This window comes from Gammaproteobacteria bacterium (ex Lamellibrachia satsuma) (assembly GCA_019623805.1).
Lineage (GTDB): Bacteria > Pseudomonadota > Gammaproteobacteria > Chromatiales > Chromatiaceae > QGON01.
This window is the reverse complement of the sequence record CP053680.1, coordinates 1510076-1522057: the sequence shown is the minus strand read 5'-3', so window position 1 is coordinate 1522057 and position 11982 is coordinate 1510076. Positions and strand designations below refer to the sequence as shown.

General features: G+C 57.0%; 12 protein-coding genes. 1 reads left to right on the top strand and 11 read right to left on the bottom strand.

Annotated elements, in window-relative coordinates:
* Positions 1–49 precede the first annotated feature (49 nt).
* The 11 genes from rpmA to HPY30_06345 form a co-directional block, all read right to left on the bottom strand.
* Entirely contained in the window at positions 50–307 is a 258-nt protein-coding gene (gene rpmA / locus HPY30_06395) for a 50S ribosomal protein L27 (protein QYZ65653.1), read from the bottom strand.
* A gap of 12 nt (positions 308–319) precedes the next feature.
* Positions 320–634: a 50S ribosomal protein L21 gene (rplU, locus tag HPY30_06390; GenBank protein ID QYZ65652.1), complete on the bottom strand. Its 315-nt coding sequence runs from the start codon at positions 632–634 to the stop codon at positions 320–322.
* A gap of 89 nt (positions 635–723) precedes the next feature.
* Complete coding sequence (locus HPY30_06385; GenBank protein QYZ65651.1) at positions 724–1347, bottom strand: dephospho-CoA kinase; 624 nt, start codon at positions 1345–1347, stop codon at positions 724–726.
* Positions 1329–2204, bottom strand: a complete 876-nt coding sequence (locus HPY30_06380) for a prepilin peptidase (protein QYZ65650.1) — start codon at positions 2202–2204, stop codon at positions 1329–1331. The genes HPY30_06385 and HPY30_06380 overlap by 19 nt, the downstream gene beginning before the upstream one ends.
* Positions 2205–2373: 169 nt before the next feature.
* Positions 2374–3612 (bottom strand): type II secretion system F family protein, encoded by a 1239-nt coding sequence (locus HPY30_06375; GenBank protein QYZ65649.1) that lies wholly within the window; start codon positions 3610–3612, stop codon positions 2374–2376.
* 3 nt (positions 3613–3615) lie between these two features.
* A complete protein-coding gene (gene pilB, locus HPY30_06370) occupies positions 3616–5328 on the bottom strand; it encodes a type IV-A pilus assembly ATPase PilB (GenBank protein QYZ65648.1) in 1713 nt (570 codons plus the stop codon).
* Positions 5329–5532: 204 nt separating this feature from the next.
* A complete protein-coding gene (locus HPY30_06365) occupies positions 5533–5967 on the bottom strand; it encodes a prepilin-type N-terminal cleavage/methylation domain-containing protein (protein QYZ65647.1) in 435 nt (144 codons plus the stop codon).
* Positions 5968–6112: 145 nt separating this feature from the next.
* Positions 6113–6625 (bottom strand): prepilin-type N-terminal cleavage/methylation domain-containing protein, encoded by a 513-nt coding sequence (locus HPY30_06360; protein ID QYZ65646.1) that lies wholly within the window; start codon positions 6623–6625, stop codon positions 6113–6115.
* 426 nt (positions 6626–7051) lie between these two features.
* Entirely contained in the window at positions 7052–8395 is a 1344-nt protein-coding gene (locus tag HPY30_06355) for a sigma-54-dependent Fis family transcriptional regulator (protein QYZ65645.1), read from the bottom strand.
* Positions 8392–10038, bottom strand: a complete 1647-nt coding sequence (locus HPY30_06350; protein ID QYZ65644.1) for a PAS domain-containing protein — start codon at positions 10036–10038, stop codon at positions 8392–8394. Before HPY30_06350 ends, HPY30_06355 begins: the two co-directional genes overlap by 4 nt.
* A 17-nt stretch (positions 10039–10055) precedes the next feature.
* Entirely contained in the window at positions 10056–10289 is a 234-nt protein-coding gene (locus HPY30_06345) for a hypothetical protein (protein QYZ65643.1), read from the bottom strand.
* Between HPY30_06345 and HPY30_06340 the strand changes: the two genes are divergently transcribed.
* Positions 10190–11965, top strand: a complete 1776-nt coding sequence (locus HPY30_06340) for an NAD+ synthase (GenBank protein ID QYZ65642.1) — start codon at positions 10190–10192, stop codon at positions 11963–11965. The two genes, HPY30_06345 and HPY30_06340, sit on opposite strands and share 100 nt — an antisense overlap.
* Positions 11966–11982: the final 17 nt, after the last annotated feature.

Here is an 11982-nt window from a genome sequence, read left to right as displayed (position 1 = left end):
AAAAGCCCCGTCAAAGACGAGGCCCTTGCTGATCCGGTCAGAGGCTGAATCAGTCAGTGACCACGCTCACGTACTTACGGTTGCGCGGGCCTTTCACCTCAAAAAGAACCTTGCCGTCAGCTTTGGCGAACAGGGTGTGATCCTTACCGATGCCAACGTTGACGCCGGTGTGGAAACGGGTGCCGCGTTGGCGCACGATGATGCTGCCTGCGCTGATGGTTTCACCGCCGTAGATCTTGACGCCAAGACGTTTGGATTCTGAATCGCGGCCGTTACGTGTGCTGCCGCCTGCTTTCTTATGTGCCATTTCGCTCTCTCCTCAGCTCGCGCTGATACCGGTCACCTGCAGTTCGGTGTACCACTGACGATGCCCCTGACGCTTCATGTGATGCTTGCGACGACGGAACTTGATGATCTTCACTTTTTTACCGCGACCGTGGGATTTCACGGTGGCCGTTACCTTGCCGCCATCGACATAAGGTGTGCCGACCTTGATATCTTCACCATCAGCAACCATCAAAACCTTATCCAGTTCGACAGAAGCACCTTGATCCGCGCTCAGCTTCTCCACCTTGACGGTGTCGCCTTCTGAGACGCGATACTGCTTGCCGCCGGTTTGAATTACCGCATACATAGCCTATCCCCAAGAAAACCTGTTGATCCTAATGCGGGAGGGACCCCACACGGAAAGAGGCGGGATTCTACCCATAACGGCTGACAAGGTCAACCGGAGATTGACCGCTGCTCAGCCAGGTCGAGATAGCGCTGGTGCAGCTGTTCGACGGCTTTTTCGAGCGTCTGGAGTCCCCCGTCGTTGCTGATGACATCATCTGCTGCAGCAAGGCGGGATTGGCGGTCGACCTGCGCGGCGATGATCTGTCCAATCTGAGTTTTTTTGAGTCCGTCGCGCTGCTGGACCCGCGCTATCTGATGAACCTCCGGAATATCCACCACCAGTATGCGGTCGGCAAGGCTGTCCTGGCCCGACTCCAGCAGTAGTGGAATGACCAGTACGGCATAGGGTGTGTCGAGTTGCACCAGACGAAGCTGCATCTCGCTGCGGATGCGGGGGTGCAGGATCTGTTGCAGTTGGAGACGTTTGGTGCTGTTTTCGAAGACGATGCTGCGCATTCTGTCACGATCGAGTCCACCCTTCGGGGTGATGACGTCGGCGCCGAATCTCTTCCGAATCTCATCCAGTGCCGGGGCGCCGGGCTCCACCTGTTCGCGGGCGATCAGATCAGCGTCAATGACCGGGACTCCCAGCTTTTCAAAGTGCCGTGAGACGGTGGACTTGCCACTGCCGATGCCGCCGGTGAGGGCGACGACTAAAGCAGGCCTGCCCATTGCAGATAGGCATGGTTGATGGCGTCACCCCACAGCAGGCTGATCCAGCCGGCGCAGGCCAGGTAGGGGCCGAAGGGGATCGGGATATTTCGGTCCCGGCCGCGGAACAGAATCATGGAGACGCCAAACAGTGCCCCGACAAAGGCGGAGAGCAGAATGATCTGCGGCAGGTAGTGCCAGCCCAACCAGGCGCCGAGCAGGGCCAGCAATTTGAAATCGCCGTAACCCATGCCCTCCTTGCCGGTCAGTCGCTTGAATAGCTGGTAGACGCTCCAGAGGGAGAGATAACCGGCGGCGGCGCCGATGATGGCTGATTGGCTATCGGTGAAGAGTCCGTTGAGACTCAGCAGCAGTCCCAGCCAGAGAAAGGGCAAAGTGATGTTGTCGGGCAGCAGTTGTGTATCGAAGTCGATCAGGCTCAGAGAGATCAATGCCCAGGTAAGGGTCATTGCCGCCAGCGCCTCCCAGCTGAGACCGAAATGCCAGGCTACCGCCAGGGTCATGATGCCGCTCAGGGTCTCCACTGCCGGGTAGCGCAGACTGATTTTCGCCTTGCATCCCGAGCAACGGCCCTTGAGCAGAATCCAGCTGAGTACCGGTATGTTCTCCCAGGGCCGGATTTTGTGGCCGCAATTGGGGCAGTGGGAGACGGGGCGGTTCAGATTGAAGGGGACGGGGGGCTGATCATTCGCTTCTTCTCCATTCAGTTCGCTGCACTCTCGACGCCATTGGGTCTCCATCATGATCGGGATTCGGTGGATCACCACGTTTAGAAAACTGCCGACCACCAAGCCGAGCAGGCCGCTGAAGAGCAGAAAAGCCCAGGGTGTTTGTTGCAGGAAGATGATGACAGACAAAGGAGCAGGCCTGATTGATTAGAGTGAAATAAAGCGCGCCAAACGTTCTATGTCATCCCGAGCATAGCGAGGGATCTTTGAGGTTTGGCAGCAAGCTTGCAGGGATTTCTCACATGCGTTCGAAATGACAGATGATGATTTTTCATTGTGAATGGGTATAAACCAAGCGTTAACCCAGTACCGCGGAGCCCATCTTGAATATCGGCAGGTACATGGCAACCACCAGGCCGCCGACCAGGGTGCCGAGGATGACCATGATCAGTGGCTCTAGCAGGCTGCTCAAGGCGTCGACCGCATTGTCCACTTGCTCCTCGAAAAAATCCGCCACCTTGGAGAGCATGTCGTCCAAAGAGCCCGACTCCTCGCCGATGGCGACCATCTGGATCACCATATTGGGGAATAGATTGCGCTGTCTCATCGCCAGTTGCAGGGATTGGCCGGTTGCCACGTCTTCCCGCATGCGCAGCACGGCGTCGCTGTAGACCACGTTACCTGTGGCGCCGGAGACCGACTCCAGGGCCTCCACCAATGGCACACCGGCGGTGGACATGGTGGAGAGGGTGCGGGCAAAACGGGAGATAGCCGCCTTGTTCAGGATCGGGCCGAGAATGGGCAGTTTCAGCAGTATACGGTCCACGCGCTGACGGAAGGCGCGGGAGCGTTTCCAGGTGCCGCCAATCAGATAACCGGCCAGGACGACCCCGCCCAGCATGGCCCACCACCAGCCCTGTACCACATGGGCGATGTTGATGACGACGCGGGTGAAGACCGGCAGGTCGGCGCCAAACCCTCTGAACAACTGCTCAAACTGGGGAATCACGAAGATCATGATGATCGCGGTGACCACGATGGCGACGAGAATAACGGATATTGGGTAGAAGAGGGCTTTTTTGATCTTGCCCTTGATCGACTCGGTCTTCTCCTTGTAGAGCGCGATCTTGTGCAGCAGCGTCTCCAGCACACCGGCATGTTCACCGGCGCTGACCAAACTACAGAAGAGATCGTCGAAATATAAGGGGTGCTTTTTCAGTGCATTTGCCAGTGCGGTGCCGCCTTCGACGTCGGCCTTAACCGCCAGGATCAGATCCTGCATGGAGGGGTTTTCGTGCCCCCGCCCGATGATTTCGAAGGCCTGCACCATGGGAACCCCGGCGCTCATCATGGTGGCCAGCTGACGGCTGAATATGGCGATGTCTCCGCTGCCGATCTTCTTTTTGCGTGAGCCGAACAGGGGAGCGGATTTCTTGCGGATCTTGAGCGGGACAACCCCCTGCCGTCGCAGTTCCGCTCTCACCAGCGCCACGTTGGAGGCGCGGGTTTCGCCGGTGATGCGGGAGCCACGCTTATCGCTGCCCTCCCAGGCGTAGAGGTAGCTCTTGTGTTGAGTTTTTTTCGCTGCACGCGCCATGGATTAGTCCTTGGTTACCCGATTGATCTCGTGGAGACTGGTAATGCCGGATCTGACCTTGCGCAATCCGGACTGGCGCAGGTTGGCAACCCCTTCCTTACCGGCCAGGCCGGCCAGTTGCAGGGAGGTGCCCCCTTCCATGATCAGTTTGCCCATGTCTTCTGAAACCGGCATAACCTGAAATATACCAACGCGTCCTTTATAGCCGCTGGTACACAGATCACATCCTACGGGTTTGTAGATTGTAAATCCCTCGTCGATCTCTTTCTGGGTGAAACCCTCTTCCAGCATGGCCTCTGTGGGAAGGCTGTCCGGTGTCTTGCAGTGGTCGCAGAGCCGGCGAGCCAGCCGCTGGGCCAGGATGAGTAGAACCGAGGAGGCGATATTGAAGGGGGGGATGCCCATGTTGGCCAGCCGGGTAAGGGTCTGGGGGGCGTCGTTTGTGTGCAGGGTGGAGAGCACCAGATGGCCGGTCTGGGCAGCCTTGACTGCGATCTCGGCAGTCTCCAGGTCGCGTATCTCGCCCACCATTATGATATCCGGATCTTGGCGCAGAAAGGCGCGCAGGGCCGTCGCAAAGGTGAGGCCGGTCTTGGAGTTCTGGTTGACCTGATTGATGCCTGCCACCTGGATCTCCACCGGATCCTCTACGGTGGAGATGTTGACCTCCGGTTTGTTGAGCAGGTTCAGGGCCGTATAGAGGGAGACGGTCTTGCCGCTGCCGGTGGGCCCGGTTACCAGGATCATGCCGTAGGGTTTGCCGATGGCGTTGAGAAAGTCTTCGCGTTGTTCCGGTTCAAAACCCAATGCTTCGATGCCGAGCTGGGCGCTGGTGGGGTCGAGGATACGCAGTACCACCTTCTCTCCGTAGAGTGTGGGGCAGGTATTGACGCGAAAGTCGATGGAGCGGTTCTTCGACAGCTTCATCTTGATACGCCCATCCTGGGGGATGCGGCGCTCCGAGATGTCCATGCGTGACATGACCTTGACCCGGCTGGTCAGGCGGTTGGCCAGGTTGGATGGTGGCGAAGCGACCTCCCGCAGCAGGCCGTCCTGGCGGTAGCGTATCCGGTATTTGTATTCGTAAGGCTCGAAATGAATATCAGAGGCGCCTGCATTGATGGCGTCCAGAAGGATCTTGTTGACATAGCGCACCACCGGGGCTTCGTCGACATCCAGGTCTCCATCACCTGCGGGTTCATCTTCGCCGCTGCTGATGTCCAGGTTGTCGAGGTCTGTGTCCAGCAGGTCGTCCATGCTGGTGTCCTGGGCCTCCAGCGCCTGCTCTATCAGGCGGGTGAGTTTGTCCTCCTCAACCAGGATCGCCTCGGATGATAGCCGGGTGTTGAAGCGAATCTCATCGAGACCCTGATGGTTGGTCGGGTCGGAGACTGCCAGGAAGAGCCGGTTGCCCCGTTTGAACAGCGGCAGCGTATGGTGGGCGCGTATCAGCTTTTCATCCACCAGATCCCGTGGCAGGACATCCATATCCACCGCGTCGAGGTCGAAGATAGGCACACCGAAACTGCGGGAGGCGGAGATGGCGATGTCGAGGCTGTTGAGCAGTTGGTTCTCGACCAAATGGGTGACAAAAGGGGTGCGCTGTTTCAGTGCCTCGGCAAAAGCCGCTTCCGCCCGCTCTTCAGAGATCAGATCGTCCTGAATGAGACCGCGGGCCATGCCGCTGAGATTCATTTTGGGTTTGGTGGTAGCCATCCTGTCCTGAGATCGATTCGACGGGGAATCTTTCTGCCTCTGCCTTGCTCTCTCTGGTTATCATGTGCCGGTATGTTGCTGCCGGGTCTAGTGGATCGGGCCGGGTGCTGCAGGGAAACGAATCACATTTGGATGTGTTGCTTCAAAAACAGTCTGCAAGCAGCTGATCTACTTAAGGCAATATAGCCTGCAACACCCAAGGGATCAATTGCAGACATAGGTGCCGTTGGTCTGATCACGGTTGCAGGTGATGGTGGCGGCAGCTTCATTTGTATCGGTTACGGTCATGCTATAGCCGGTGGCGATTGTACCGGGCGCTGCTGGCGCTGCCACCACATAGTTAAAGCTGCCGCCGTCGCCATCGGGTCGCCAGCCGAGGTTTCCTGCATCGTCAAGTGTCCTCGTCCCGGCTGCGTCGGCATCCCACTGGCCGGCAACGTAGCTGTTGTTATCAAGAAAGAAGTCCTCTAGCGCCAGTCGCAGGGGTTCAGTGTTCATACGTACGGTGCCGATGCGGGCCTCTGCTACGTAACCCTGATAGGCGGGGAAGGCAAACGCGGAGATGATGGCGATGATGGCCACGGTGATCATCAGTTCCACCAGGGTAAAACCACGGCTGTTGTAGATTCGGAGTTTCATGATATCTGCCCCATGTTTGCATCGAATGAGCCACACCCAGTTTATGGTTTAAGGCTTCTGGAAGAAAAACCAAAAAAGGAGGAAGCGGTCATGATGCCGCTTCCTCCCTCGCTGTGATTGCTTGCCTAGATGTCAGGTCAAGCGATTAGGTGCCGGCGCCGCCGCCTTTGGTAACTTTACCGTTAGCATCCACAGTATATGTGACGGCGTTTCCAGTAGGTATGCCGGAGCTGTCGCCGGCAGGGTCGTACTCGGGCAGGTCGAGGGTTACAGTAAATGCGGCCCCGGCACCTGCAACAACGACGCCGATGATGCCATCAGCGTCTACTGCAGCACCGGCAAAAATGTTGGTGGCTGCGCCGGGTGCTTGGTTGCCATCAGGATTCAGCACATTGCCTACCCAGGCTGCCATATCGCCAGTTGCAGCGCCATCCAGGTCGTAAAGATAGTCGCCGCCACGGGCCAGAACGGCCTGACGTTTTGCCATCTCTGACTTGATGACGTTGACGCCTTCTTCAAACGCGGTGTTGACGCGGGTAACGTTCGCTTCAGTGATGTAACCGTTATAAGCCGGAATCGCAATGGCGGCCAGGATGGCGATGATCGCGACAACGATCATTAGCTCGATTAAGGTAAAACCTGATTGATGTTTCTTCATTAGTCTCGTGCCTCATGTGCTTGGTTGGTGCCCGTTGTATCGGTCACTGCGTTTGAAACTTGAATTCGACAATATCGAATTGGTTGCCCTGAATATCGCAGGCTTCGTGCCATACGCTCCGGAACTACAGCATGTTTTCGTAGAGGGCTGTTTAACTTATTGAAAAAAAGCTGTTTTTCAGGCGATTTATTATCTGATTTTGACGACGGGAAGAATTAAATTGCTAGCAATATTTGTGCCGCTCCGTACCCTGAGCGTCAAAATGTGACAATTTTTGTCACATTGGGAATAGGCGAGGAATTGTGTTGTAGTTAATCTTAGGCGTTAAACGATTAAAGACAGGTGACAGGGCGAGTTTACAAAATTATTGTTAAATAGGGTTTGACGCGTTTCCGGGCCGAAGTAAACTTTGGAATCCTGAAAACTTCAGCTTTCAATCCCGAGCTTCTCCAGCCGATACCGCAGGGAACGCAGGCTCATGCCGAGTCTCTTTGCTGCGGCGGTGCGATTCCAGCGTGTCTCTTCCAGCGCCTTTACAATCGCCTGGCGTTCGATATCACCGAGCATATCGCCCAGGGGTTGGTCTGATTTAGCGTTGCTGTGGTCCAGCGGTGTTTCCGGCAGCAGCAGGTCATTCGCCGTCAATGTGTTGTTTTCGCACAGGGTGGTGGCCCGTTCCAGAATGTTCTCCAGTTCCCGCACATTGCCGGGGAATGGGTAGGCCTTGAGCCTGTCGAGGGCGTTGTCGAGTAGTTTGGGCTTTATGTCTTTGCCGCCGAGTCGTTCGAGGATCTTATCCGCCAGTAGCGGGATATCTCCTGAGCGTTCGCGTAGTGGTGGGATGGTCAGTTCGATGACATTGATGCGGTAGAAGAGATCCTGGCGGAATTCACCTTGCTTCACCCGTTCGGCCAGATCCTTGTGGGTGGCGCTGATGATACGGATATCCACCGGGATCTCCCGGTGTCCACCAACGGGGCGTACCCGTTTCTCCTGTATGGCGCGCAATAGTTTGACCTGCATTGAAAGCGGCAGGTCGGCCACTTCATCGAGAAAGAGGGTGCCACCGTCCGCTATGTGAAACAGCCCTTCATGATCAGTTGTGGCGCCGGTGAAACTCCCTTTGACATGGCCGAACAGTTCGCTCTCCATCAGTTCACGGGGAATGGCGCCGCAGTTGACGGCCACGAAATTCTGTTCTGACCTCGGTCCCTGGGCGTGGATCTGGCGGGCTGCCAGCTCCTTGCCGGTTCCCGACTCTCCGCTGATGTATACAGGTGCCTGGCTGCGGGCCAGTTTGGCGATCAATTGGCGGATGCGGTCCATTGCCTTGGATGTGCCCAGCAGAGGGCTGGCTGAGGTGACCTTGCCGGCACTCTCTTTCGCTGGTACAGGATCGGGCCGCTTTAGGTTGAGTGCCTTTTCCACCAGTTTGCGCAGTACTTCCAGATCCACCGGCTTGGAGACGAAATCGAAGGCTCCCGTTTTGAGGGCCTCCACCGCTGATTCCATGTTGCCGTGGGCGGTAATCATGGCAACGGGCGTCTGCGGATAGGTTTCACTGATGTGTCGGACCAGCTCGATGCCGTTCCCGTCCGGCAGCCGCATGTCGCTAAGGCAAAGGTCGAAGGTGTTTTTCGTCAGCAGTTCGCGAGCGTCTCCCAGGGTGAGGGCGGAGCGAGTATCTATGCCCATGCGCATCAGGGTTATCTCCAGCAGTTCGCAGATGTCGGGTTCGTCATCCACTATCAGCGCCAATGGTTGAGTCATGCCTGGGTGACCTCTTCGGCCGAGTTGTCGAATATAAGACGGAAGCAGCTGCCCCCGGTGGGGCCTGGAATATACTCCAGACGAATCTGGTTGTTCTCGCTCAACTCCCTTGCGATGTAAAGTCCCAGTCCGGTGCCGCTGTTGTGGGTGGTGTAGAAGGGTTCGAATATCTGCTTCGCCACATCCGGAGGAATGCCCGGACCGTTGTCGATAATATCCACAAAGGGAGTATCCAGTTCCGGTACCCGCCCCCCGACGATGGTGACCTTCAGTGCAACGCGTTCTTGCGAGTGCTGCAGGGCATTATTGCAGAGGTTGGTAACAATCTGTCGCAGCTGCTCCGGGTCGGCCTGGATCTGGGTCTCTTGCGGCTCTATCTGCAGACTGAATATATCACTGCCGAACCCCTGATTTCTGACCAGCTCCGCTATGATCTCCTCGAACCAGCTATGCAGATTGAATTTGGCCCACTCTCCAGGTTTGTGCCGGGAGAGTTGCAGAACGTTTTCGATCACCTGATTGACCCGCCCGGAGTTGACCTTGATGATCTCGATCAGGCGCTGGTCGGCTTTATCCAGATTGGGTGACTCGCTGAATAGCTGATTGGCGTGGCTGATGGCCCCGAGAGGGTTGCGGATTTCATGCGCAATGCTGGCGGTGAGCCGGCCCAGGGAAGCGAGTTTGAGATGCTGCGCCTCGAGTAGAACCCGGGATGTGTCCTCCAGAAACACCAGAACACCACCCAGATTGCCTCTGCCGAGTGCATTGAAACGGGGTCTCAGCTCCTTCCCCCTTGGAATGGCGCGAAACGGGGGGCAGTCGCAACGGCGGGTGCGTTTCCACTCCACCAGCATCTCAGCCAGTTCAGGGGAAGCGGCTCCCAGGCTGTTGCCGGGTTGGGCATCGGGCATGCCGAGCAGCCGCCAGGCGGGTTCGTTCATCAGCAGAATCTTTCCCTGGTCGTCGATCACCAATACGCCGGTTTGCATATGCTGGATGACGTAGTCGTTGAGACGGGCCATATTTTCCAGGTCGTGGGCGCGATGGTGGGCCAGTTCTTCACTTTCTCTGGCGCGTTTGGAGAGAACATGGGTGAGCAGCGCCAAGGCGAAGAAGACCGCGCCAAGGAATCCGGCTTGGGTAAAAAGGGCGGGAAAACTGCCGGTGAATTCGGCATAGATCTGTTCCGCTATCACCAGCAGCGATGCAAGAGAGGCAAACAGCAGTGCGGCCCGGCCCCCTGTCATCACGGCGCCGCCGGTTATGGAGATGGCGATCAGCATGCCCAGTCCACTCTCCAGTCCGCCGCTGGCGTGCATTAGCAGGGCGATCGCCAGGATATCGATGAAGATCATCATGTGGGCCTGCTGCTCCACCTCAGGAGAGCGCCAGTACCAGAAGATGCCGCTGGCCAGCACCAGGCCCAGATAGATGGTGGCAACAAAGGCGAACAACTCCGGCGCAAACTGTCCCAGAAAGCCGGGGCCTGTGCCGGTAAAAAAGAAGAATGGCAGGGAGAGCGAGAGGGTAAGCCGGTAGAGCAGGAACAGGCGCAGGGCATTCCAGGTCTGGAGGTTTTTTGCGTCTGCGTCGACGGGATCGGGTTGCAGTGTATCGAGCAGAGACTCAAACCATCCTTGCATGGAATTCGTTCTCCTAACTATTTCTGTTTCCGGGCCGCATCCCGGTGTTCGGCGTTGCAGAAGTGGTCTTCCCCGTCCCTGATGGCCTCCTCTTTCGGCAGATGTAACCCGCAGTATTTGCACTGCACGCTGTTGACCGACTTTTGTGAGGATGTGGTCTTGGGTTTTGTCAGGCGTTGGCGCAGCAGATGGCGGACAATCAGGTAGCCTACCCAGATCGCAGCAGCCAGAAGTAAGTAACGAAATCCCATATGAGTTATTTAGTCCGCGGGTGGTTTTTGGAATAATACCATCAATCTTAAAGTTTAAGCTGATCGAGGATCTTGTGAATCTGCGTATTCTGATTGCCCAGCACAATCTGCTGGTGGGGGATATCGAGGGCAATGCCCAGCGCGCCATCGATGTGGCGCAAAAGGCCCGTGATCAGGCGGATGTGATTGTCTTTCCAGAGTTGAGTTTGACCGGTTACCCGCCGGAAGACCTGCTGCTGCGGCCGGATTTTATCGACCGGGTGGAGGTTGCGGTTGAACGGATTCGCAGAGAGGTCAGTGGTATCTGCCTGGTGCTGGGTTATCCAAAACGCGCTGACGGCGCCCTCTATAACGTGGCGGGGGTACTGCGCGATGGGAAAGTGGTCGTCGAATATCGCAAGCAACAGCTGCCAAACTACAGTGTGTTTGATGAGAGGCGCTATTTTTCCTCGGGTTGTGAGAGCGGACTCTTCAGCGTCAATGGTATCAAGATTGGTCTTACGGTCTGTGAGGACGTCTGGGAATCAGCCCCTATTGCCCAAGCCTGCGAAGCCGGTGCGCAACTGATGCTGAACCTGAATGCCTCGCCCTACCATACCGGAAAGGCGCCGGAGCGGGAGGCGTTGATACAGCAGCAGGCACGGGAAAACGTGGTCCCGATCATCTATGCGAATCTGGTAGGAGGGCAGGATGAACTGGTGTTCGACGGTGGCTCCTTTGTGGTGGACGCCCAGGGGAACCTGACTCAGCGGCTGCCCTTTTTTGAGGAGGCTGAGGTTCTCAGTGAGTGGCGTATCGGTGCCCGCCCCGAACCGGTGGCGGCTGATGTGTCCAGGATTCCGGATGAGGCGGAAGCGGTCTATCGGGCGTTGGTGCTGGGCACTCGTGACTATGCTTTGAAGAACGGCTTTAATGGTGCCATTCTCGGACTCTCCGGCGGAATCGATTCCGCGCTCACCCTGGCGGTGGCGGTCGACGCATTGGGGGGCGATCAGGTCGAGGTAGTGATGATGCCCTCCCGCTATACTGCGCAGATGAGCAATGAGGACGCGGTGGAGGAAGCGGAGATTCTGGGAGTCGAACACCGTTCCATTCCGATCGCACCGGCCTTCAATGCCTTTGTCGACATGCTATCTGAAACCTTCTCGGATTGTTCGACGGATGTGACCGAAGAGAATATCCAGGCGCGTTGCCGCGGCATTATTCTGATGGCGATCAGCAACAAGAAAGGACGCATTCTGCTTACCACCGGCAATAAAAGCGAAATGGCGGTGGGTTACGCCACGCTTTATGGTGATATGGCAGGTGGATTCGCCCCGATCAAGGATGTGCCCAAGACGCTGGTCTACCGGCTTTGCGAATATCGCAACACCCTCTCCCAGGTGATACCTCAAAGGGTGATAGATCGACCGCCATCCGCTGAGTTGGCGCCGGATCAGAAAGACAGTGACTCCCTGCCGTCCTACGATGTGCTGGATTCGATCCTGGAGCGCTATGTGGAGCGGGATCAGAGTCCCGGGGAGATTATTGCCGCCGGCTTTGACGCAGAGACCGTAGATCGTGTGGTGAGACTGGTAAACCGTAATGAATATAAGCGGCGCCAGGCTCCGCCGGGGGTTAAGATTACCCGCCGGGCCTTTGGTCGGGACCGGCGCTATCCCCTGACCGGGAGTTGAGTGGTTTAAGCCTATGT